Consider the following 23,362-nt stretch of genomic DNA (forward strand, 5'->3'; position numbering starts at 1 on the left):
GAGATTATATAGACCGCTTGGGAATGGTGACTTTGGCCGTCATGCGCAAGCCAAAGATTGCAAAAATGAGCATGAGCCACACCGGGTCCATGCGACGAAAGAAGAAGCTTTCCAGCATCGCGTTGAGCGTGCCGAAAAACACAAACATCAGGAAGAAATCAGCGAGAAGCAGGTTTTCACGTGTTGGCCTGCACCGCATGTAATTGACCAGCGGCATGATGATGATGACAATGATCGCACAGATAAGGCCGATAAGGCCCATCGAAAGCGTGATGTCGAGATAGCCATTATGCGCATGGACAATGCCGCGCACATCCCAATCGAGATAATAGGGATTTGCAGCTTCTTTTGCGGCGCCGGTGCTCCAAAAACTTTCAAAGCCGAACCCCGTCCACGGGCGACTATGCAATGCTTCAATCGCAAAGGCCCAGATCGAAGTTCTGCCTGTAAAGGTCGGATCAACTGAGAACTTCAAAACCATTTGATGCAGCGGCTCAAACAGCACCGTTCCGATGGTGAACAAGGCGAACACCAACTGAATGACGAAAATCATCAGCGGTGCAAGTCCACGAAGGCCAAACAGGCCTGGCCCAACGACCAACAGCATGGCGAAAGGCACAAGTGCGACCGTGGTTTTCGAACCCGTATGTGCCACGAAGAACAACGCAAGTAGCGCAATCACTGCTCCACTGATGCGCCAGCCGCGCCGCCACAGATAAATGCCTGCGAAGGCGAAGACTGCCATGACAGGCCCGGCAATGTTCTTATGTGTGAATACACCTCGCCAGAGGAAAGAATTCTGTGGCTCGACTGCATCAGCGCCGTGCGTGCCAAGATTGGGTAACAGCACAACACCCGCATAGGAAATGAAGATAACAATCGACGCCACGATAAGCAGCATCCAAGAATAGCTATCTGCATCCTGCGGCAAAGCAAGCACCGCAATGATTGCGAGAACGCCGATAAGAGTCAGCATGATCCCGCGAATAGCGGTTGATGGATCAGGGCTGACAAAGGCTGAGGCCAGAAGAATAGCAAACATCAGCATCCAGCCGAGGCTTACCAAACGCATAATTTTGGCGGGCTGCGCAAACATGGCCAGAGACATGAGCGCTACAGCGCCGACAATGCCAAAACCCAGCTGATTAATCGTATCACCAGCTGGCTGACCATCCGTTGCAACGACGGGCGAAAACGGTCGAAACGAAATCAAAAGAATGCACAAAATCGCCGTTGCAATGACGAGCGCTATTTGGCGCATCGTCATTCGCGTCGGATCGGACAAAGCTGGATCAGTTTTTGTCCGGGTTGCGATACTGCTCATTCAAATATCCAAAATGCGCCATAACCCGGCCCAACCCGATATGGATGAAGTACATGCCAACAGGCGCGAAACCCGCGGCCACACCTCTTCTCACAGCCTTGATTGGCGAGTAGCCAAGAAGAGCAAGGCTTTTCAGGAACACACGCACCTGACCAAGCGGCTCATCCTTGCGCTTACGCTGTTCAATGAGCGTCGAAAGAACGCCATTGCGCAGGCCACGCGAACGAATCCAATCATTTTCCAAACGGCGTTCTGGAATGGTTTCGCGAACGATGCCTTCAGCGCACCAGGCAACTTTAAAACCCTTGGCGATTGAGCGCGAAAGGAAGTCGGAATCGCCGCCGCCAGTGAAGTTGAACTTCAGGTCCATAAACGGATAGCTGTGCGCCTCAAGAACTGCACGCGCGATCAAAAGATTACCCGACGAATAGATGATCGGAACCGGGCCAGTCTTGGTATAATGCGGCAGAAACACAGGATGCTTTGCCCACTGTTCCGAATTTGGCTTTTCAAAAATCGGATACTGCGGACCACCAACGAGGCTCACGTCATAACGCTCAGCCGTCGAAACCATGTTTTCGATCCAATCCGGATCAGCAAGCTCGTCATCATCAATAACGATGACATATTTAAAGTTCGGGAAATATTTCGTCGCGGTCAGCCAGCCAGCATTATAGGCATTACAATTGCCGCGATGCGATTCTCCGATCAGCATACCATTATATTTGCCAGCTTCGAAAAGAGGGGCTGCAACGGTTGCGCCTTCCTTCTTCTCGGTTTCGTTCTCAATAACAACAACGGCCCATTTGCGCTTGGTTGTCTGCGCGTTGAGCGTATCGAGGGTTCTGATCAGGTGCTCAGGACGCTTGAATGTCGGAAGCGACACAACAATATCGATCTCGTCATAAGCAAGACCGGGAGTTTTAGCGATTACTTCAATATGATCCGGTAAATCTGACATCTCGGTTTCCGATTTATTTCAGAGATTTTTATTTTACAATTATCTTTCCACTATAGATAAACGCTTAAAGAAAAGTTCACTGCATGTCTGTAGAGACTGTCATAAACAGGCACTCATTAAGATTGGTCAGGAGCTGATTTGCAACCGTTTCGTCTTGTCTTCGTAACATCACTTGTTCCCCATGCGGTCGCTTCAACAGGTTACGAGGTTGCAAACGCGGCCGTGATTGATGGTCTTCGCCGTGCAGGCGCGCAAGTAACCGTTTTGGGCTTCACATGGCCTGGTCATAAAGCGGCCAAAAGCAAAGACACTGTTGTGCTTGGCGAAGTGGAAGTGCGAACCGAAGGTGCGGGGATCAAGCGCAAAATCTGCTGGGTGCTAAAATCATTTCTGACCGGGCTAACAGTGTCCTCCGCAAAGCTGCGCGTGATTCCAGCTGTCGAAATCCGTGAGGCGATTGCCGATCTTGGCGACTTCGACGCCTATGTTCTCAATGGCGTCACGCTTCCCGGTGCATTTGAAGATGTTTTCAAAGACAAGCCTTCGATATTCATCGCGCACAATGTCGAATATCGTTCGGCAGAAGAGAACGCCGCTGATATCCAGAGTAAAATCCAGAAAATCCTATTTGGCCGCGAAGCGCGTATTCTCAAGAAGCTGGAGAGCCGACTGTGCAATCAGGCAAGCTTTGTTTTCACCTTTGCGGAAGATGACGGTCCGGCACTTGGCCTGAAATCAGAAAAATTTGCGACATTACCGCTGGTTATGCCGGGTAACGGCGCAACATCTAAGACAGCGACGGTAAAACATGATCTGGCTTTGATCGGCACATGGACCTGGCACCCTAACCGTATTGGTCTTGAATGGTTCCTGCGTGAAGTCAAACCTTTACTGCCAAAGGACATTTCTATTGCCATTGCCGGAAACACACCAGCTGACCTGATTGCGGCATGGCCGGGCGTAAACTTCGTCGGCAAAGTGCCGGACGCGACCGAATTTGTGGAAAGCTGCAAGCTTGTACCACTGATCAGCCGTGCAGGCACAGGCGTTCAGTTGAAAACAATTGAGACGTTTGAACTCGGAATGCCAAGCGTCGCAACCGCCCATTCGGTTCGCGGCATTGGCAATATTCCAGCAAACTGCACCATTGCCGATAAGCCAGCCGATTTTGCTGCAGCCGTCGTTGAGAGACTCAAGAAAATCACTGACGGTGATAGTCAAAAACTGGACGGCAAAGCCTTTAAACAGGCACAAATCGCAGGCATGGACAGCGCAATCGCACGGGGCCTTAAAACACTTCAGGACGTGACAGGAAAAGCAAACTGACATGACGACTATTTCCCCCGAAAAGCTCGAATATAAAAATATTCTCGGCATCAAAGTTGTCTGTTTCGATTGGGACAGTTCATTCGCTTATTTTGAGAAGCGCATCGAAAAACGCGAATTCCTCAAGCAAGGTTGGCTGAATGCCAACAATGCCAATATTACGCATGAAGATCCTAATTATATGAAGGCTTTGAAGGATTTCCTGATCCTGCCTGATGGTATTGGTGTCGATATCGCAAGCAAGGTTGCCTACGGCGAAAAATTCCCCGCCAATCTGAATGGCACAGACTTCATTCCTGGTCTGATGCAGCATATCAAACGCCCGATGAAAGTGGCGCTTCTGGGCGGTGGTCCGGGTGTCGCAGCTGAGGCCGCACAGCTCTTCAAGAAGCAAATACCGCAGCATGACTTCCGCGTCATTTCAGATGGCTATTTCAAGCCTGCCGATCTTGACGGTATTCTGGCACAGCTAAAAGACTATCACCCGGACATGCTGCTCGTCGCTATGGGTGTTCCGCGGCAAGAGCTATTCATCGACAAGCATATCACGGCAGAACATTGCACGATTGCGAGTGCTGTGGGTGCTTTGTTCGACCTGCATACAGGCCGCGTGCAGCGTGCCCCCCATTGGGTTCGCACGCTCAAGATGGAGTGGGTGCATCGTCTGCTGCAGGAGCCACGCCGTCTTGCGAAACGCTACCTCGTTGGCAATCCGGTTTTCCTCTGGCGCGTTGCCAAGGAAAAGCTTTCAGGGGGTAAGCCTTGAAGACAGCGATCGTTACGGCCAGTTGGGATCAGGACTTTGAGCGTTGCAAGCTCTTGTGCGAAACCATGGACAAATTCGTCACTGGTTTCACCAAGCATTACATTCTTGTCGACAGCAAAGATGTAGCCCTTTTCAAGCAGATCGAGAGTGCAAACCGCATCGTCATCGATGAGCGTGATTTGCTGCCTTCCTGGATTCGTGCATTTCCTGATCCGACCTATCTCGGTCGCCGCCGTGTCTGGCTTTCTTTCAAAACGAAGCCATTGCGCGGCTGGCATGTGCAGCAATTGCGTCGCATTGCGCTGGCCAGCAAGGTGGAGGAAGACGGCCTTCTTTATACCGATTCAGACACTGCTTTTGTAAAGCCTTTTGATTGCGGCACACTCTGGCAGGAAGATAGGTTGCGCCTGTTTTATCGTCCAGACGCGCTCGCCAATCCTGAATGGCCAGAGCATCCGGTCTGGGCAGAAAATGCCGGTAAATTGCTTGGTGTCAAAAACGGCAAAAGCGCACTGAATGATTATATCGGCCAGCTTGTTTCCTGGCGCAGAGATTCAATCATCGGCATGTGCGAGCGGATCGAAAAGCACACCGGTCAGCATTGGGTTGCTGCTATCGGCAATGTCCGTCGTTTCTCGGAATGCTTTATCTATGGCCATTATGTCGATGATGTTCTGGAAGGCGCAGGCCATTTCCATGACACGCATGATCTTTGCCGTATGCAATGGTTTGCACCGCCACCAACGGAAGAAGAGTTCCGTACCTTCATTGCCGAAATGGAACCGCATCAGGTTGCCATTGGCATGCAGTCATTCCTCAGCCTGTCGGTAGCAGATATTCGCCGCATCATCGGCGCGTAATCTAGTGGATTCAGAAGAATAAAGCCCGGAGCAATAAACTCCGGGCTTTTTTATACCCGTTTTGCAGGCAGTCTCATGCTGGTATAGGTGAAAACCAGCGAGAGGATGTAAATGCCGGCAAAAACGAAGTTAAGCCCGGCAATCCAGTCGTTTTTGTCGCCGTGATAAAGCAGCAGTAGCCAGACGAAAAGCGCCTTGGCTGCTGTCATAAGCACCATACTTATTGTACGCAGGCCAGACTGTCCGCGCGCATAAAGAATTTCTGTCTGATACTCGATGAGATTGCGGAAACCCGGCACCAGAAGCACCAGCGGCAGAAGACCGACAATCGGTGCAACACTTGCACCAAGGGCTGTCGGGAAGAACTGTAGGAAGATGACCATCGCGCCAAGGCCTGCAACCGACACGGCAAAAACCGCAAGTTCCAGCCCTGCCCTGATGCGCAGCGACGCCAGCATATCCGGATTGCGCATCAGCTTCTGAACCAGCATCATATTGAAAGAGCGGATCGGCAGCGCGGTCAGATCAACCAGCCTCATGATAATTGCATAAATGCCGGCAGTTGTTGGCCCGCCAATGCTCAACACCAGAAGCTTGTCGAGTTCGCTTTGGATATAGAACAACAGTTCCGCACCCATCACGGCGATAGAATCAGACACACGCCGCATATAAAGACGCGGTTCAAAACGCAGCTTCACCTTCGGGTAAAAGCGCAGAGCGACAGCAAACGCGACAGCATTGGCGACCAGATACCACCACGCCCAATGTGTCACATCATGAGTGGCCGCGAGAAACATAAACAAAACGGCGGCAATCGCGCGTGTGGCGGTGCCAAAGATCACCAGCAGCGCGGTGATTCCAAAACGGCGCAGCCCATTATTGACGATCATGATCATTTCGGTGGAACGCCACAAAAGCGCTTCCGCAATCACCACCAGAGCGAAGGGCAGGAACGAAATGTCGCGGCTAAAGACGATGAAATAAACCAGCCAAGAACAAATAGCCAAAAGCGGCAATGACAGCACAACTGCCGCGAGATAACCCGCCGTGTAAGTGCCCAGCAGCAACGGCTTGACCGTCGAGATGCGATAGAGCGGCGAACTGAACCCCAGCGAGACAAGGCGCGACAGCACCACACCAGTACCGGATGCAGTGGCGAAAATACCGAAGTCTCCAGTCGGCAGAGTGTTTGCAAGCGCTATGAAATAAAGAAGTGAAACTACCAACCGCCCAGCGGAACCTGAAAACAGCGAGAAATAATCCCGCACCATGGTCCCACGGCCTCCCAACAATTTCTGGACTGCTTTCGCGAACAAACACGGGCCTCGTCATTATATTGTGTTTTACTTAATTAGTCGCGCATCCCGACCATAGACCAAAACTTAGCGATAAAGGCTTAATTAAAAGGCACCAAGTTAAATATCGATCCACAAATTAACCATTTGTTCTGCACAGAAAACATATAGTCGGATTGAGATAAGCCATTTCGGGGTACGGACATCTTTGACGATGAGCGGTGACGACAAGCGCCATAAAGGAAGAGAGGACAAGCCTCTTCTTGCATTTTCCGACGCGCCTGAGGCAAGTCGTGAAGAAGCTAATGCGCGTCAAGACGAGCCACCGTCAATAATTCCGCCATGGACCCCTCCCGCAACGCCTGAAGAACGCACCGAGTTTTTCCGCAACAAGCAGGATAAGAAAACTGCTGAAGAGCACGACGCTTCTGAGCTGCGCTCCCGCATGGCATCGATTAAAGCGGAACTTGAGCGCAAAATCGCAGAGCGCGAGAACGCTTCAAAAGTCAAAGCAGAAGCAGTCGATAGTGTGGAATCACCAGTGAGTGTCTTCGAGGAAAAGCTGCCAGTACGGCAGGCAGCACCCGATAATGAATGGAAGCCGCTGATCGATCCGCGCGTTGCTATTGAAGTCGTTCGCGGGTCCCGTAAGCTGCTGATAGCGACAACACTGCTCGGCGGCATTGTCGCAACGCTTTATGCGCTGACCATTCCGCAGATGTATGTTGCTTCAACGGATATTCTTGTCGATCCACGTAACATCAAAACTGTCGGCACCGAACTGACACCCGGCCAGCTTCCGACCGACGCTTCGCTGGCGATCGCAGAAAGCCAGGCCCGATTGCTTGATTCGAGCAGTGTTCTGCTCAAAGTCATCAATGAGGCGGATCTAACCAAAGACCCGGAGTTTAACGGCACTTTCGTTCCGACCGGTGTAGCAGGGTTTTTCGCGCAGCTTAAAAGCATGCTGAAGCCCACGACGCTAGCCGATGGCCAGGCGCTTGAGACGCGTGTTCTTTATAATCTCTATGACAGCCTGACTATCGGGCGCGATCCAAAAACGTTTATCTATTCTGTTGCCGTCAAAACCCGCAGTTCGGAAAAATCTGCCGAAATCGCCAATCTGATCGGTTCCGTGTTCCAGAAAGAACTCGATTCACTACAATCGGATGCAGCACGCCGCAATGCGGCTGAGCTTTCAAAGCGCCTCGCAGATATGCGCGCGAATGTAGAAACTGCGGAAAAAGCCGCCGCAGATTTTCGGGCTACACGCGATCTTGTCGATGTCGATGGCAAGCTGATCAGCGACAACGATCTGACACGCCTCAACGATCAGTTGACCAATCAGCGCGCCGAAACTATGCGACTTCAAGCACGGGTTCAGGTGCTCAACGATGCCAATACCGGCAGCGTTATTTCCGGCACGTTACCCGAAGACCTGCGCTCGAACACGCTGACGGCCTTGCGCGCGCAATATGCGCTAGCCAGCCAGAACGCTAATGGAGCATCCACCCAGCTTGGGCCGCGTCATCCGCAATACATCCAGCTTCAATCGCAAAAGCAGACCGCGCTTAATGATATTGATGCAGAACTGCGCCGCATCCGTGCCTCGTTGCAGGTTGAGGTCGCGCGTTCGGTGCAGCAGGAGCGCGACCTGAATTCTCGTCTTGCGCAGCTCAAATCACAGCAGGCCAACAGCAACAATGATCGTGTAAAACTACGCGAACTCGAGCGCGAAGCAACAACGTTGCGTTCAGTCTACGAAGCATTCCTGCTGCGCTCGCGCGAAACGAGCGAACAGGAAGGCATCACCACCACCAATGTTCGTGTGATTTCAGAAGCGCGCCCGCCGCTCGATCCAGCTGGATCTTCACGCAAGCTGATTGTCATTGCAGGCCTGATTGCTGGTTTCTTGGCAGGGCTTGCCATAACAGCCGTCCGCAACTTCGGGCGGCTGGTTCGTATTAGTTAAAACCGCGAGATTTTACGTCCGCTGGCACGCAGAATCCCGTGTGCGTCATCCAGATGACCCGCTTTGAGTTCCAGCGCCAGAAACCGACGCTTTTCAAACGGGCCGGGCATGGCAAGTTCGCCAGTCTTCTCGGCAGTAAAGCCGAAGCGAGCATAATATTCGGGATCACCGACCAGCAGAATGGCACCATGACCAAGACGCTTTGCCTCGGCAATTGCGTGATGCATCAAGGCCGAGCCGATGCCGCGACCGGCAGTCGATGGATCGACTGCAAGCGGGCCGAGCAACAGAGCTGAAACCGGAAAGCCGAATGCATCAAGGCCAGCATGGACATTCCACAACCGAACGGTGCCTGCGAGAAGACCGTCATCGCCGATAGCAGAAAAAGCCAGACCTTCGGCGGGCAAGCGACCGCGACGCAATTTTTCCGATGACTTGCGGCGACGGCCTTCGCCCATTGCGCGATCAAGCAGCGACTCGCGCGCAGCGACATGCTCTGCCGCCTCAACCGCAACGGTGAAGGCAGGGACAAAGAGCGGCGAAAAGCCGGTTACAGTATTTTCCTGGATTTCCAGATTTGCGTTCATGACATCGCACCCTAAAAATGGGCAGCCGCACATCCTGCCCAACGCTTCTCAGCGCTGGGCAGATTGAGAGGATCTTTTAAGTTAAACCTAAAAGATCAGATGACGTATGATCGGAGCGGTTCGAAGCCGTTGAAAGCCACCGCCGAATAGGTGGTGGTGTAGGCGCCTGTGCCTTCGATGAGAACTTCATCACCAATGGTCAGCGAAACCGGCAGCGGATACGGCGTCTTTTCATAAAGAACATCCGCACTGTCGCAGGTTGGGCCAGCCAGCACGCACAGTTCGGTTTCGCCACCATCACGCGGGGTCACGATCTGATAGCGGATCGCCTCGTCCATGGTTTCGGCCAGACCGCCGAATTTGCCGATGTCGAGATAGACCCAACGAACATTGTCGTTGTCCGACTTGCGCGAAACCAGAACCACTTCGGTCTTGATCACGCCTGCATTGCCAACCATGCCGCGGCCCGGTTCAATGATGGTTTCTGGAATGCGGTTGCCGAAATGCTTCGACAGTGCATCGAAAATCGCCATGCCGTAAGCCTGTGCGGTCGGTACATCCTTGAGGTAGCGGGTTGGGAAACCGCCGCCCATGTTGACCATGCGCAGGACAATGCCTTCGTCAGCCAGCGTGCGGAATACCGATGCAGCATCGCCAAGAGCGCGATCCCAAGCGGTGAGGTCCGTCTGCTGCGAGCCGACGTGGAACGACACACCATAGGAGTCGAGACCGAGCGACTTTGCATGACGCAGCACGTCGATAGCCATAGCAGGCACGCAACCAAACTTGCGCGACAGAGGCCATTCAGCCCCTTCACCATCGGTCAGAACGCGGCAGAACACGCGGCTGCCAGGAGCTGCGCGCGCAACTTTTTCGACTTCCTCAACGCAATCAACGGCAAAGAGACGAATGCCCAGCTCGAAAGCGCGCGCAACATCGCGCTCTTTCTTGATGGTGTTGCCATAAGAAATGCGGCTTGGTGTTGCGCCGGCTTCCAGTGCCATTTCGATTTCGGCAACCGATGCCGTATCGAAGCACGAGCCGAGCGATGCGAGAAGACGCAGGACTTCCGGTGCAGGATTTGCCTTCACAGCATAGAAAATGCGCGAGTAAGGCAATGCCTTTTCAAAATTCTGATAGTTTTCGCGCACGACATCGGTGTCGACGACGAGGCAAGGGCCATCTGGGCGGCGAGTGTTAAGAAAGTCGATAATACGCTGCGTTGCCATGGTCGTTCTCCCGCGCGGCTTGATCTGCCGCATCTAGAGCGCAATCCCGAAAAAAGATTGCGCGAAAAAACACTTAGGGAATCTGATCAAGTCCACAATGGACCCGAAAATTCTCTAAGAGACAAAGTAAGCATAAGCACATTCGCGGTGAGGCCAGCCTTTGGAGATGCTGAGGTCACGCGAAAACTCATGCGGCGGTGGAACAACGCTAAACCCGCGTTACTCCGCTTTGTCTGCCTTGGATTGGAATTGGAGAACCGCATCCGCACTTCTGGCAATGAAGGTGTGCCTCTTCAGTAATTTCGGTTTTTGGACAACCGAAAGACACTAGAAAGGCCCGCACCGTCGTTGCTTCAAGATGTCCTTGATCTGGCGGTTGGCCAACAGATCAACTGGAGCGGTTAGGTCCAGGTACCGTACCGAATTCCTCACCATTCGAGGATCGGCGGACACCCACAGGCACGTGCGACTTTGGGCAAGGGCGATATAATCTCAAAGATGTGTCCATACAATGACAAATCTTCGTCGCGGCAAAAATAATTTTTAAGTGCTGCAATGCACTTACCGCGCTTGCCATTGTTCAATATTAGTGAAACATTCTGCCGGAAAACTTAGGCTTTAATTTACCATACCCCTCGAATTTCATTGCTGGTTGTGAACAATGACGCTCTTCGATCCGTTCAACGCGATCATCGCAAAGCCGGAAAATCCCTTGCTGTCAGCGCAAAGCGGTCCACTTAAAGGCGAGCGTCTGGCGGTTAAAGACATCTATGATGTTGCTGGAATGAAAACGGGGTGCGGAAATCCGCAAATTCTGGCCGAATCACTTGCGGCTCAGAATTCGTCGCCAGTGGTTGAAAAGCTGCTCTCAGCAGGCGCAAACTTCATCGGAAAGACCCAGACCGATGAACTGGCCTTCTCTTTGATGGGACAGAACTCACACTTCCCCTACCCGATCAATCCCGCAGCACCCAGCCGCGTTACGGGTGGATCATCTTCCGGGTCAGCCGCGGCCGTTGCCGGAAAGATCACCGACATTGCTCTGGGTTCAGATACAGGCGGCTCAATCCGCGCGCCTGCCAGCTTTTGCGGGCTGATAGGCCTGCGCACCACGCATGGGCGCATTCCGCTTGAAGGCATTATGCCGCTTGCGCCTTCGCTCGACACAATCGGCTGGTTCGCCCGCGACATCGCGCTTTATGAAAAAGTTGGGCAAATTCTGCTCGGCGATGATGAGCCGAACTTTAGCTTCTCGCAGCTTCTTTATATGCCCCTGCTTGAGCATTTAATGCTTGGGCAGGAAGAGACGGATACGTATCGCGGAATGTTTGCAAAAGTGCGCCCGCATTTTGCAAGTCTCAAAGCTGCAAACCAAACCACCCTAACAATCGACGAACTCTACCTCACTTTCCGCCAGATACAGGGCTGGGAAGCATGGAACACACATGGCGCGTGGATTTCATCCGGTGATCGCAAGCTAGGCCCTGGCGTTGCGGACCGTTTTGCTTACGGCTCGGAAATCTCCGACGACGCAGTAGCCCGGCATCGCATCCGCCGCGCGCGTTTCACACAAGAATTGGAAACAATCATTGGCGACAACGCGGTTCTGGCACTGCCAACCGTACCGGGTGCAGCACCTTTCGCAAACGAACCATTCGAGAGCCTGCAAGCCTATCGTGAACAAGCTCTGCGGCTGCTTTGCCTTTCAGTTCTATCCGGCCTGCCACAGATTACTGTTCCACTAGGACAAGTGCATGGCGCGCCATTTGGCATCTCATTCATTGGCCCACGCGGCAGCGACCGGGCGCTTATTGCGCTTGGCCGAAACATTCTCGAAAAGCAGGACTAGACCATGGACACCCTCACACGTATGCGCGCATTCATCGACGTGGTCGAAGCGGAAGGTTTTTCGGCTGCGGCGCGAAAGATCGGACGCTCCAAGGCGCTGCTTTCCAAATATGTGCGCGAACTGGAAGATGAACTCGGTGCGCGCCTGCTCAACCGCACGACACGTCAGTTTTCGCTCACTGAAGCAGGCCATACCTATTATCACCGCGCTGTCGAGATCATCCGCGAGATCGACGCGCTGCAGGATGCCGTCAGCGAAACAAGTTCAGATGCACGTGGACGCATCAAGCTTTCGGCGCCGCGTACCTTTGCCGATGCGGTGATCGGCCAATCGCTGATCGATTTCTGCCTTGCCCATCCAGAAATCGTGCTCGACGTGCGGTTGGATGACCGGTTCGTTGATATGGTGGAAGAAGGCTTTGACCTTGCAATCCGCATTACGCGTTTGCAGGATTCCTCGCTCATTGCCAAAAGGCTGTCACCGTTCCATTCCGTGTTGTGCGGCGCACCGTCCCTGATTGAGCGCGTTGGCAAGCCCGAACGCCCGGAAGACCTGCACGATAAGCCCTGTATCATCGACACCAATGCCCGCTCACGCAACAACTGGCATTTCCGCAATACCGACGGCTCGATGATGACCGTGACTGTCAATGGCCCCATCGAGGTCAACAGCCCAGTCGCGACCAAGACCGCGGCAATTGCTGGACTTGGATTTTGCTCGCTTCCAGCCTTTATTGCGGAAGAAGAGATCGAGCGCGGCAGGCTCATTCCCTGCCTCGATGAATTCATCGTCAGAGATGGCGGCATCTATGCGGTCTATCCGCATCGTCGCTATCTACCTGCTAAGATCCGCGCTCTGGTCGACTTTCTGACCCAATGGTTCAAGGACCGCGAAGCACGCGAAAACACAAAACTGTAATCAAGTGGATATAAAAGGCGGCACTCGTCCCACTTTTGCCGCCTTCACGACTATGCCTTGCATAAGCTTTCACGGAATCGATACATGCTGAATTTGCGCTCATGGCTGAAAAGCCCTCTTGGCATTGCCGTAACACTGACGACAGTGTTTGCGCCTTTGGCCGCGAATGCGCACCCGCATGTCTTTGCCGATGCTCGGCTGGAGCTCACGATTGCACCAGACGGCACGGTTGAAAAGCTGGCCCATATCTGGCGTTTTGATGATGTGTTTTCATCAACCGTTCTGATGGAGTTTGACAAGAATGGTGATTTGCAGCTCGACAAAAACGAGCTGATCGACCTTGGTCATGTGATCAACGGCTCTATCGCAGAGTTTAAATATTTCCAGACCGTGCTTGCTGATGGCAAGGATGTTAAAATGGCACGTCCGAATGATCTTGCCGCAGACTTCTCCGACAATCATCTGATGATAGTCTTCACCAGTAAGCCTGAAAAGCCGCTAAAGCTTGAACCTGGACACAAGGTCAGTTTCGGCGTTTACGATCCGACCTTTTATACAGCAATCGACTATGTGAGCGATAATGAGCTGGTCGTCAAAGGTCTGCCTGCAGGCTGCAAGTCTGAGGTCATTCGCCCTAATCCCGATGAAGCGCTTGCACAAAATCAGGGAACCCTGACCGAAGCCTTTTTCAATGATCCGGCAGGCACAGACATGTCGAAGATTTTCGCCACGCGCCTTGAGATAGACTGCGAGAAAAAAGGATAATCAGCCCTCATGAAGAAAACGGTCCGTTTCATTCTCACAGTCAGCCTTCTGATGATCGCTGCTCAGGCTTGGGCGCAATCATCTCTGGGCATCGGTGCCAATGAAGTCGCAATGAAACCGACCGGACCTTTTGCGCATATCATTCTTTGGATGAATGAACAGCAGCGCACATTCTATCTCGCGATGACCAATGCACTTAAAGCCATGCGCGAAGACCCATGGCAGGCATCTGTGCTTATCGGCCTTTCCTTCGTTTATGGCGTCTTCCATGCCGCTGGACCGGGCCACGGCAAGGCGGTGATTTCGTCATACATGATCGCCAATGAAACGGCATTGAGACGCGGCATTTTTCTGTCGTTTATTTCGTCGCTACTTCAGGCGATCATGGCGGTCTTTGTGGTGGCACTCGCATGGTTTTTGCTGCGTGGCACCGGCGTTTCGATGAACCAGACAGCTCGTTATATGGAGATTGCCAGTTTCGCGCTGGTGCTGTTCTTTGGCCTGTGGTTGCTGGCACGCAAATTGCCGCTTCTGTTCAAGAAGCGTAACAGTGCCGAGCCGTCCCCGACAAGCGCGCTTTTTGCAGCAGCGCCTCAAACGGCAATGGCCAGCGGTCCAGCCTGGCAGGGCAGCGTTTCGCAAAGCACGCGTGCGCTCGGTACCACCAACACGGTCAAGCTCAACTACAAGCCTGCCAATGCCGCGGCTGATCACGTCTTTATCGGTGAGGGTGATATCTGTGCCGATTGCGGCAACGCCCATATTGCCGATCCATCGACGCTCGGCGACGATTTCAACTGGAAGACGGCATGGTCTGCGATTTTCTCTGTCGGCCTGCGCCCATGTTCCGGCGCGCTGATCGTGCTCACCTTCGCGCTTCTCAATGGTCTGATGGTTGGTGGATTGCTTTCGGTCTTCGCGATGGCCTTTGGCACATTTCTGACCGTGGCATTTCTTGCAACGCTGGCCGTAACCGCTAAGAACACGGCATTGCGCTTTGCAGGCAGCAGCGCCATGTCCGGTCGCTTGAAAGCGGCGATTGAAGTAGGCGCAGCACTGTTTATTGCGCTAACCGGCGCTCTGCTGCTCAGCGCTGCACTCTTAGGTTAGTCCTTATTCTGGCGGCGCGAACGCAGCCAGAATATGCCAAAGAAGCTAAGTACGAAGAGTATCCCGAAAATGGCCGCAGCAACATGCGAACGCTCACCAAGCGCAATCATAATGGTCGGCAGATAATAGGCCAGCAGGCCGAAACCAATCAAAATAATAGCTGCGGCAAGTGCCGGGTTGCTCTTCTTCGGTTCAGCCGCCAATGCGAAAATCCTCTAACTTTCTGATCTGCTGACCGTCACTATCAAAGTTTTCCGGCGCAAGCCATGCCTGATAAGCTTGTTTCAGCGCTGGCCATTCGCTGTCGATGATCGAAAACCATGCGGTGTCGCGGTTGTTGCCCTTTGTCACCATATGCTGACGGAAAGTGCCTTCAAACTGGAAGCCAAAACGTTCGGCTGCGCGCTTGGACGGTGCGTTGTTATCATTGCACTTCCACTCATAGCGGCGATAGCCAAGCTCATCGAAAACATACTGCATGAACAGGAACTGCGCTTCGGTGGCAGCCGGTTTACGCGAGATGAGCGGTCCCCAATAGATGTTCCCGATCTCGATGGCACCATGAACCGGATCAATACGCATCAAGGCCTGACGACCGGCAACCTTGCCGCTGGCCTTGTCGATGACCGCAAAAAACAGAGGATCTTCGTTGCCCGACACTTTTTCGAGCCACGGCTCAAATGCTTCGCGCGTTGCGGGTGGAACCTCGAACAGCCAGGTAAACCGCTGATCCGCATCTTCAACGGAAGAGGCCGCAAACAGCTCGTCACCGTGCCGGGCGGCATCCAGTGGTTCGAGCCTCACATAGCGGCCTTCCAGCACTTTGCGTTCAGGCTTCGGGCGTGGTGTCCAATCTCGCAAATCAGTCATTTTATGCTCCCATCTGATAGAGACAGGAGCATAAAAGATGCAGTACGGAAACCGGATTATTGTCTCAGTTTCATTTTTCTCTGATTGCGGCACGATCCACGGAGACGGCTTTGACGAGCGCCACGACATGCTCGCCCACTTTAAGGCCCAGATCATCGACCGACCGTCGCGTCAGTCGCGCACCCAGACGCCGCCCCTGAAAGTCGAGCGCAACATGCGCATTCGGCCCTTCTCCCGCTTCAATCGCCACAATGGAAACCGGCAGCACATTGCGGATACTGATTGCATCAGGTGCCTTGCGCGCAATGGAGACATCGCGTGCGCGAACCCGAAGACGCACATGCATGTTTTGTTTAAGCCCGGCATCGCTGAGCTGGAATGTCGTCCCGCCAAGATCGATTTCCGCAAGCTTGTAGCACTCATCATAAGTCGAAACCGAGCCTTCAAGCAGCACACCAGCGCCCTCGCCTTCCCCATCGATCAGCGGGAAAATCTCAGCAGCCTCACCACTGGCTTTCACCTTACCACCCGACAGCAGAACGATTTCATCAGCAAGCCGCGCAACCTCGTCAATCTCGTGGCTGACATAGACGATCGGCACATGGCTTTCATCCCGAAGCCGCTCGATAAAGGGCAAAATCTCCTGCCTGCGTGCATGATCCAGAGAGGACAGAGGCTCATCCAGCAACAAAAGTGCCGGATCAGACAAAAGCGCACGACCAATAGCTACGCGCTGGCGTTCGCCGCCCGAAAGAGTTGCCGGACGACGATCCAAGAGGTGATCGATACCAAGCAGCGCCACAACCTCGTCAAAGCTACGGCTGTTCTGGCGTTTTCCAGCCCAGCGCGCATAAGTGAGGTTTCGCTTCACGCTCATATGCGGAAACAACCGCGCTTCCTGAAACACATAGCCGATACGGCGCTTTTCAGGTGGCAGATTGATCCCCTTTTCGGCATCGAAGAGCGTGAAATCACCGACAGCGATGCGCCCACTTTCCGGACGCAGCGTTCCGGCAATCATCTTGAGAAGCGTTGTTTTGCCCGCGCCCGAATGGCCAAACAGAGCCGTAACACCCCAACGAGCGGCAAAATCTGCTTCGACTGCGAATTGGCCATTGCGGCCAGCAACGGAAACTTCAAGACCGCTCATTTCGCTTCTCCTGCAAGCCTGCGCTGCAACCATTCAGACAACACCACGGCAGCAATGGAAATGGCTGCAGAAATCGCAATCAGACGGAAAGCTTCGGCGTCGCCTGTCGGCGTCTGCAATAGCGCATAGATCGCCAGCGAAAGCGTCTGCGTTTCCCCCGGAATGTTGGAAACAAAGGTGATGGTCGCGCCGAACTCACCGAGCGCCTTGGCAAAACCAAGCACCGCGCCCGCCAGAATACCCGGCAGCAAGGGCGGCAAAATCACCGTGAAAAAAGCAATAAACCTGTTGGCGCCCAACGTACGCGCCGCTTCCTCAAGCCCACGATCAAGCCCTTCAATCGAAAGGCGAATAGGGCGAACGAGCAGTGGAAACGCCATGACGCCTGCAGCAAGAGCTGCACCAGTCCAGCGGAAGGAAAAGGAAAGGCCAAGCCATTCCTGCAACGGCGCGCCAAGCGCGCCACGCGATCCAAACAGGATCAGCAGAAGATAACCCGTCACCACCGGAGGCAAAACCAGCGGCATGGTGACAATAGCCTGTACCAGAGACTTGCCCGGAAAATTAAACCGGGCAAGAATCCACGCAACAAGAAAGGCAATTGGCAGAGCGAAAACAATAGCGATACCGGCAACCCGGAGCGACAGAGCAACAATCTGCCAGACATTGCCTTCCATCATTACTGAGCCGCCTCCGCAGCGCCTACAAAGCCCTTATCCTTGATGATTGCCTGACCGGCATCACTTTCAAGAAACGCAAGGAATGCCTTAGCGGCATCATTTTCGTTCTTTGCAATCAGTGCTGCAGGATAAAGGATCGGCGCATGGCTCGAAGCTGGGAAGCGATAAGCTTCGACCAGATCAGGCGCTGCTGCGCGATCCGATGCATAGACGATTGCGGCCTTCACTTCGGCGCGGCTCACATATTGCAGCGCAACGCGCACGTTTTCGGTGAAGACGGCGTTCTTTTCAACGTCTTTCCAGATGTCGAGCTTTTCAAGCGCAGCTTTACCGTATTTGCCGGCAGGCACGTTCGACGGATCGCCCATCGCAAAACGACCAGCGCTCAGCAGTTCTTTGGCGTCGCCTTTGGCTTCGTCCTTCTGCGTTGCAATGACCAGCGCATTGCCAGCAATCACCTTACGCGATGCCTTATCGATCAGGTCGGCTTTTTCGACATAATCCATCCAGTCGAGATCGGCAGAAATGAAAATCTGTGCCGGAGCGCCCTGCTCGATCTGCTTTGCAAGAACCGAAGACGAGGCAAAGGAAGCCACAACTTCCGTACCGTCCTTGGCCTTGATCTGCTTGGCTGCTTCCTCAATCACATCCTTCATGCTGGCAGCGGCAAAAACCGTGACCTTTTCGGCAGCATGAGCAACCGATGCAGCACCGGCTGCAATCGTAATAAGAAACGCAGCGATAAATTTTTTCATTGTCGACCTCCATAGCGCCCGGATTTCGGGCAAACACCATCATCCACCGGCAAAAACCGGCGCTGTTTGTTCGGGTCTCGAATTTTCATTCGATACACCGACTTGCGATGATGGGTATGATGGAGACAAACGCGACCCGGATGCCGTCAGACCCTTTTCACACGGGCGTCCATGCAAAAGCCGCCCAGAATTTCCGTAACGAATTCAGATCGTTCCGAAAACGAGGCCACCTTAAAGGCGTGTATTAGCTTTGGCTAGTACCTATGGAAGTGATGCGGCAAAAAGGGCCGCACACCCCATATTTTTAGCGTCCAATATGTTTGTGGCTTGTGCCGCGCAATTTAGCGAGTTTCACCTGCTTTTCGCGCTCGGCGAAACGTGCGCGATCTTCGGGCGTGCGCTCGTCATAGCAACCAGCGCAGGAAATGCCTTCTTCGAAGAACTGCGAAAGCTTGTCTTCTGCAGTAATCGGACGGCGGCAGGCGCGGCAAAGCTCGATATCGCTTTCCGTCAGACCATGACCGATTGCCACGCGTTCATCGAACACGAAACATTCGCCGTTCCACATGCTTTCTTCTTTTGGCACGTCTTCGAGATATTTCAGAATGCCGCCCTTAAGATGAAACACGTCATCGAAACCAAGACCCTTGACGAAAGCTGTTGCCTTCTCACAGCGAATACCGCCCGTGCAGAACATGGCAATCTTCTTGCCTTCCAGCTTGTCGCGGTTCTGCTCAACCCATTCCGGGAACTCGCGGAAGGTCTTGGTGTTCGGATCAAGCGCACCTTCGAATGTACCAATGGCATATTCGTAATCATTGCGCGTATCGACAACGACCGTGTCTTCATCGGCAATCAGCGCGTTCCAATCCTTGGGCGCAATATAGGTGCCAACGCTTTTCAGCGGATCAATGCCATCAACGCCCATGGTGACGATTTCGCGCTTCAAACGCACCTTCATGCGATAGAACGGCATTTCGGTTGCATGGGAATATTTGAGTTCCGGGTTAGCAAGGCCGGGAACTGCGGTGATGTATTTTACGAGCTTTTCGATCGCCTCGGCGGTGCCTGCAACCGTGCCATTGATACCCTCTGCTGCAAGCAGCAACGTCCCTTTGATCCCGTTTGAGCAACAGAGTGTAGCCAGCGGCTCGCGCAGGCTTTCATATTGCGGCAATGGCGCAAAGCAATAAAGGGCGGCAACGGTAAATGGCAAATTGCTCATAGGTTCTATCTCTTTTAAATTTACTTCGACCTAGTCCTCGAACGCGGCAAATTCAAGTTATTTATCCCCGGCCTCTCAGGTGCAGCGACAATCTGGCTTCGATGAACGTAGTTTTCAGAGGAGAAATCAGATGTTTGATACCGAAACTTTCGCGGCGATTGTTTCAATGGCCAGCGATGCAGGCATTGAACCCACCGCTTTGCTGGCAGTGGCCGAGGTGGAAAGCGGCGGTCGGGCACTGTTTCCTGTCGCTGATAAAAAAGAGCCGGCAATTCGCTTCGAGGGCCACTATTTTGATCGCAGGCTGTCAGGCCGTATTCGCGAGCAGGCGCGTCAGATGGGACTGGCCTCACCAGAAGCCGGACGCGTACGGAACCCCAAGATGCAACGTGAGCGCTGGCTGCTGCTGGAACGTGCCATGAGCATTCACCGTCAGGCCGCACTTGAATCTACCTCGTGGGGCTTGGGTCAGGTGATGGGCGCGCATTGGGAATGGCTTGGTTATCGCAGCATTGATGAATTGGTAAACGAGGCACGCAGCGGCGTCACAGGGCAAGTCTCGCTGATGCTGAATTTTATCGACAAAGCCGGATTGAAACCAAGTTTACAGACAAAAGACTGGCGCGATTTTGCGCGCCGCTACAATGGTCCGGCCTTCGCACGTAATCAATATGATAGCCGCATGGCAGCAGCTTATGAACGATGGAACCGAAGCCTCGGTCATGTGCTTGCGGCGGCTTAGCGAAGCTTTTCTATAATATCCTCATTTTAGAAGCGTAGAAGCCTTCCGCATAGGCTTCCGGCGCGCGGCACTCCATGCCGCGCAGCCGCGAAAGCCCACGAAACGTTTGCTCGTCAAACCAGTCTTTAGACCGCTGGGTACCGAAATGCTGCATCAGCAATTCGATCTTTCGCTCCAGAACTTTTGCGGGAAGAGCCACATAAGCATTGGGGCGACCCAAATCGCCATCCCATTTTGGAATTTCATATTCAAGGATCAACTGATCGCGAAAGATATTCCAAGTGAGTTCGTTAAGAGTGCGGTGGTCCTGATGCGCATCGTGGCAACTATGCGTAAACACAATATCCGGCTGCCGCCTGCTGCGCTGCCCAATCAACCACTCTTTAATTTCCCGTCCTTGTGCCGGAAAATAACTATCTTCAAATTGAGCACAATGAATGTTGGTACTTGTAGCACCACACAAAAAATCCTGCGCTGAAGCTTGCGCCTCTGCCCGCCGTTCGTCTCCGCCCGACAACACACACCAATCGATATGCAGAGCCATGCCCCTATCGATCAGGTTCAAAAGCGTGCCGCCGCAGCCGATCTCAATATCATCCGAATGCGCGCCCAGACATAAAATATTGAGCGGCCTGCCGAGACTAGCAAGAGCGCAGAGATCAATCATAGCGCTATCGCGATATTGGCCGCACGAAGCTCTGTCTTATGTTTCTTCCAGGGCATATCACCCTTTTCGACCATATCTTCGAGCGTTTGCCAGTCGCGCAAAGTATCCATCGAACGCCAGAAGCCCTCATATTTATAGGCCATCAACTGATTTTCGGCGATGAGACGGCTGAACGGCTCAAGTACCAGTTCCTCACCCTCGCGCATGTAGTCAAATATCTCTTTTCGAAACAGAAAATAGCCGCCATTGATCCAGATATCAGAGGTGTTCGACGTTCTGAACGCGCGCACATCACCACCTTCAGCAATATCGGCCAGATGATAGGTCAGCGGTGGACGGACCGCCAGAAAGCAAGCAATTTTGCCGCTCTTTCGAAAGCGTTCCGTCATCTCATCCAAATCAACATCGCTTAAACCGTCGCTGTAATTTGCGAGGAAGATTTCTTCGCCCTCGACATGGGATCGCGCACTCCACAAGCGCTCGCCGATATTGCGCCAGATACCCGTATCAAGCAACGTCACACTCCAGTCGCGATCCACTTCTTCAAGCAGACGCACATTGCGCCCACCATCTGACACCACGCAATCGGCGAATGTTTGCGGTTTTATGCTCAGAAAAAAGTCCTTCACCACATTGGCTTTATAGCCAAGGCAGAGCACGAAATCATTGTGTCCATAATCGGAATAATATTCCATGACGTGATGCAGGATCGGCTGATGTCCAAGCGGTATCATCGGCTTTGGAACATTCTCCGAATATTCGCGTATTCTGGTACCAAGACCACCGCAGAACAGAACGACTTTCATAATTAGCGCTCCTCCGTAAGCAATGCCGGATCAATCAGCGTGACATGCGGGATCGGTATTATGAACTTTCCGCCCCACTCCACCACATGCTGCATTTGACGGATAATCTCGTCTTTAAAGTTCCATGGCAGGATCAGAATATAATCGGGTTTATAGCTGTCGATCATCGACGTGTCGTAAATCGGTATATGCATACCGGGCGTGAAACGGCCGTGTTTGTAAGGATTGCGATCAACCGTAAAGTCGAGAAAATCGGTGCCAATCCCACAATAGTTGAGCAGTGTATTGCCTTTGCCGGGTGCGCCATATCCGCAAATGCGTTTACCGGAATTTTTTGCCGCAATGAGAAATGACAACAGGTCGCGCTTGGTACGCCGCGTTTTTTCAGCAAACTGTTCATAGGTCGTAATATCGTTGATACCGAATGCCTGCTCACGCTTTAAAAGAGCCGCAACACGCGGTCCGGCTTTTCGCTTGCTGGTATTATGCGCCAGATAAACCCGCAACGATCCGCCATGGGTTGGCAATTCGTCAACATCAATCACCTTCAGATGGTGACGATGCGCCATATAGCGAATGGTCAGCAGCGAGAAATATGAGAAGTGCTCGTGATAGATCGTGTCGAACTGGTTCTGTTCGATGAGATTGGTCAGGTGTGGGAACTCAAGAGTAATAACACCCTCGGGTTTCAGCAAAATCTGCATGCCGCGGACAAAATCATTAAGATCCGGCACCTGTGCCAGAACATTGTTACCAATGATCAGGTCGGCTTTTTTACCATCACTGACCATACGCGATGCGAGATCAGAGCCAAAGAAATCCACCCGCGTTGGCACGCCTTTGGCAACCGCCGCTTGCGCAACATTAGCAGCAGGTTCGATGCCGAGGATTGGTATGCCTTTGGGTAAAAAATGCTGCAACAGATAGCCATCATTGCTGGCAATCTCGACGACAAAGCTATCGCTGCTCAGGCTAAGCTTTTCAGTGATTTCATCGCAATAGAGTTTGGCGTGATTGACCCAACTGGTGGCAAAGGACGAGAAATATGCATATTCCGTAAAAATATCGGCGGGGCTGAAATATTCCTTCAGCTGCACCAGATAGCAATGATCGCACACATAGGCATATAGCGGGTAATAGGGCTCCATATGATCAAGCTGTTCCGCAGTGATAAAACTCTCACATGGCGGCGACATGCCCAGATCGACAAATGTATGTTTGAGGAGCGTTCCGCACAAACGACAGCCTGTCTGTTCTTTGGCCATGCTTGTACTCCGCGTGATGCCCGGCGTCTGGATGGTCATATGAGATACCTCGCCATGCCCGGCCCCTTAATGGGTATTTGGGTCTGAACTCCGATCAATGCCGGATAGTTAAAACTACTAAGTAAGCTTAAAATTTCCGAGACTGTCATGTGGAGCGAGGCGTATATACGATCGGGCGCACCCATCACCCGTCGAATGAGTATGAACATTCCCCCTGACTTCTCCCTATGTCGGAAGTGG

General features: G+C 52.9%; 23 protein-coding genes. 9 read left to right on the plus strand and 14 right to left on the minus strand.

The features are described 5' to 3' along the window. Nucleotides 1-4: 4 nt before the first annotated feature. Nucleotides 5-1,324, minus strand: coding sequence for an O-antigen ligase family protein (locus J2782_RS13420; RefSeq protein WP_310013393.1), 1,320 nt, complete (start codon nt 1,322-1,324; stop codon nt 5-7). After that, nucleotides 1,293-2,285 (minus strand): glycosyltransferase family 2 protein, encoded by a 993-nt coding sequence (locus tag J2782_RS13425; RefSeq protein WP_310013395.1) that lies wholly within the window; start codon nt 2,283-2,285, stop codon nt 1,293-1,295. Before J2782_RS13425 ends, J2782_RS13420 begins: the two co-directional genes overlap by 32 nt. A 138-nt stretch (nt 2,286-2,423) precedes the next feature. Here J2782_RS13425 and J2782_RS13430 point away from each other — a divergent pair, with 138 nt between their 5' ends. The 3 genes from J2782_RS13430 to J2782_RS13440 are packed head-to-tail and all read left to right on the plus strand — an operon-like array spanning nt 2,424 to nt 5,237. Next, the gene (locus J2782_RS13430; protein ID WP_310013396.1) at nt 2,424-3,611 is read left to right on the plus strand and encodes a glycosyltransferase family 4 protein; all 1,188 of its coding nucleotides are present in this window, start codon (nt 2,424-2,426) and stop codon (nt 3,609-3,611) included. A gap of 1 nt (nt 3,612) precedes the next feature. Beyond that, the gene (locus J2782_RS13435) at nt 3,613-4,377 is read left to right on the plus strand and encodes a WecB/TagA/CpsF family glycosyltransferase (protein WP_310013399.1); all 765 of its coding nucleotides are present in this window, start codon (nt 3,613-3,615) and stop codon (nt 4,375-4,377) included. Further along, a complete protein-coding gene (locus J2782_RS13440) occupies nt 4,374-5,237 on the plus strand; it encodes a DUF6492 family protein (protein WP_310013401.1) in 864 nt (287 codons plus the stop codon). Before J2782_RS13435 ends, J2782_RS13440 begins: the two co-directional genes overlap by 4 nt. Before the next feature lie 50 nt (nt 5,238-5,287). Here the strand turns inward: J2782_RS13440 and J2782_RS13445 are convergent, their stop codons facing one another. Continuing rightward, on the minus strand, nt 5,288-6,553 hold the full coding sequence (locus J2782_RS13445; RefSeq protein WP_310013402.1) for a lipopolysaccharide biosynthesis protein: 1,266 nt from the start codon (nt 6,551-6,553) through the stop codon (nt 5,288-5,290). Nucleotides 6,554-6,746: 193 nt separating this feature from the next. Here J2782_RS13445 and J2782_RS13450 point away from each other — a divergent pair, with 193 nt between their 5' ends. Further along, nucleotides 6,747-8,504, plus strand: coding sequence for a GumC family protein (locus J2782_RS13450; RefSeq protein ID WP_310013404.1), 1,758 nt, complete (start codon nt 6,747-6,749; stop codon nt 8,502-8,504). Here J2782_RS13450 and J2782_RS13455 read toward each other — a convergent pair. Both J2782_RS13455 and odc2 read right to left on the minus strand, forming a co-directional pair. Then, a complete protein-coding gene (locus tag J2782_RS13455) occupies nt 8,501-9,091 on the minus strand; it encodes a GNAT family N-acetyltransferase (RefSeq protein ID WP_310013406.1) in 591 nt (196 codons plus the stop codon). The genes J2782_RS13450 and J2782_RS13455 overlap by 4 nt on opposite strands. 95 nt (nt 9,092-9,186) lie before the next feature. Further along, nucleotides 9,187-10,320, minus strand: a complete 1,134-nt coding sequence (gene odc2, locus J2782_RS13460; protein ID WP_310013407.1) for an ornithine/lysine decarboxylase — start codon at nt 10,318-10,320, stop codon at nt 9,187-9,189. 661 nt (nt 10,321-10,981) lie between these two features. Between odc2 and J2782_RS13465 the strand changes: the two genes are divergently transcribed. The 4 genes from J2782_RS13465 (at nt 10,982) to J2782_RS13480 (ending at nt 14,962) form a co-directional block, all read left to right on the plus strand. Next, nucleotides 10,982-12,169, plus strand: a complete 1,188-nt coding sequence (locus J2782_RS13465; protein ID WP_310013409.1) for an amidase — start codon at nt 10,982-10,984, stop codon at nt 12,167-12,169. A gap of 3 nt (nt 12,170-12,172) precedes the next feature. Continuing rightward, entirely contained in the window at nt 12,173-13,087 is a 915-nt protein-coding gene (locus J2782_RS13470) for a LysR family transcriptional regulator (RefSeq protein ID WP_250041715.1), read from the plus strand. An 84-nt stretch (nt 13,088-13,171) separates the two neighbouring features. After that, nucleotides 13,172-13,852, plus strand: coding sequence for a DUF1007 family protein (locus J2782_RS13475; RefSeq protein ID WP_310013412.1), 681 nt, complete (start codon nt 13,172-13,174; stop codon nt 13,850-13,852). A gap of 9 nt (nt 13,853-13,861) precedes the next feature. Next, on the plus strand, nt 13,862-14,962 hold the full coding sequence (locus J2782_RS13480) for a nickel/cobalt transporter (RefSeq protein ID WP_310013413.1): 1,101 nt from the start codon (nt 13,862-13,864) through the stop codon (nt 14,960-14,962). Here the strand turns inward: J2782_RS13480 and J2782_RS13485 are convergent. The 6 genes from J2782_RS13485 to trhO all read right to left on the minus strand — a co-directional run bounded on the left by J2782_RS13485 (nt 14,959) and on the right by trhO (nt 19,642). Next, on the minus strand, nt 14,959-15,165 hold the full coding sequence (locus tag J2782_RS13485; protein ID WP_250041720.1) for a hypothetical protein: 207 nt from the start codon (nt 15,163-15,165) through the stop codon (nt 14,959-14,961). The genes J2782_RS13480 and J2782_RS13485 overlap by 4 nt on opposite strands. Then, the gene (locus J2782_RS13490; RefSeq protein WP_310013414.1) at nt 15,155-15,832 is read right to left on the minus strand and encodes a GNAT family N-acetyltransferase; all 678 of its coding nucleotides are present in this window, start codon (nt 15,830-15,832) and stop codon (nt 15,155-15,157) included. Before J2782_RS13490 ends, J2782_RS13485 begins: the two co-directional genes overlap by 11 nt. A gap of 70 nt (nt 15,833-15,902) precedes the next feature. Then, nucleotides 15,903-16,982: a molybdenum ABC transporter ATP-binding protein gene (modC, locus tag J2782_RS13495; protein ID WP_310013416.1), complete on the minus strand. Its 1,080-nt coding sequence runs from the start codon at nt 16,980-16,982 to the stop codon at nt 15,903-15,905. Beyond that, a complete protein-coding gene (modB, locus tag J2782_RS13500; protein WP_310013417.1) occupies nt 16,979-17,662 on the minus strand; it encodes a molybdate ABC transporter permease subunit in 684 nt (227 codons plus the stop codon). The genes modC and modB overlap by 4 nt, the downstream gene beginning before the upstream one ends. Continuing rightward, entirely contained in the window at nt 17,662-18,417 is a 756-nt protein-coding gene (gene modA / locus J2782_RS13505) for a molybdate ABC transporter substrate-binding protein (protein WP_310013418.1), read from the minus strand. Before modA ends, modB begins: the two co-directional genes overlap by 1 nt. A 304-nt stretch (nt 18,418-18,721) precedes the next feature. Next, nucleotides 18,722-19,642 (minus strand): oxygen-dependent tRNA uridine(34) hydroxylase TrhO, encoded by a 921-nt coding sequence (gene trhO / locus J2782_RS13510; RefSeq protein ID WP_310013420.1) that lies wholly within the window; start codon nt 19,640-19,642, stop codon nt 18,722-18,724. Nucleotides 19,643-19,772: 130 nt separating this feature from the next. Between trhO and J2782_RS13515 the strand changes: the two genes are divergently transcribed. Continuing rightward, nucleotides 19,773-20,384 carry an N-acetylmuramidase family protein gene (locus tag J2782_RS13515; RefSeq protein WP_310013422.1) on the plus strand — a complete coding sequence of 204 codons (612 nt, stop codon included), beginning with the start codon at nt 19,773-19,775 and terminating at the stop codon, nt 20,382-20,384. A gap of 10 nt (nt 20,385-20,394) precedes the next feature. Here the strand turns inward: J2782_RS13515 and J2782_RS13520 are convergent, their stop codons facing one another. From J2782_RS13520 to J2782_RS13530, 3 genes are read right to left on the minus strand one after another with little or no spacing between them, the layout of a single operon-like run. Further along, complete coding sequence (locus J2782_RS13520) at nt 20,395-21,051, minus strand: PIG-L deacetylase family protein (protein ID WP_310013423.1); 657 nt, start codon at nt 21,049-21,051, stop codon at nt 20,395-20,397. Further along, on the minus strand, nt 21,048-21,857 hold the full coding sequence (locus tag J2782_RS13525; protein ID WP_310013425.1) for a sugar phosphate nucleotidyltransferase: 810 nt from the start codon (nt 21,855-21,857) through the stop codon (nt 21,048-21,050). The genes J2782_RS13520 and J2782_RS13525 overlap by 4 nt, the downstream gene beginning before the upstream one ends. Nucleotides 21,858-21,859: 2 nt before the next feature. Continuing rightward, nucleotides 21,860-23,161 carry a class I SAM-dependent methyltransferase gene (locus J2782_RS13530; protein WP_310013427.1) on the minus strand — a complete coding sequence of 434 codons (1,302 nt, stop codon included), beginning with the start codon at nt 23,159-23,161 and terminating at the stop codon, nt 21,860-21,862. Nucleotides 23,162-23,362 lie beyond the last annotated feature (201 nt).

The organism is Brucella pseudogrignonensis, assembly GCF_031454375.1.
Lineage (GTDB): Bacteria > Pseudomonadota > Alphaproteobacteria > Rhizobiales > Rhizobiaceae > Brucella > Brucella pseudogrignonensis_A.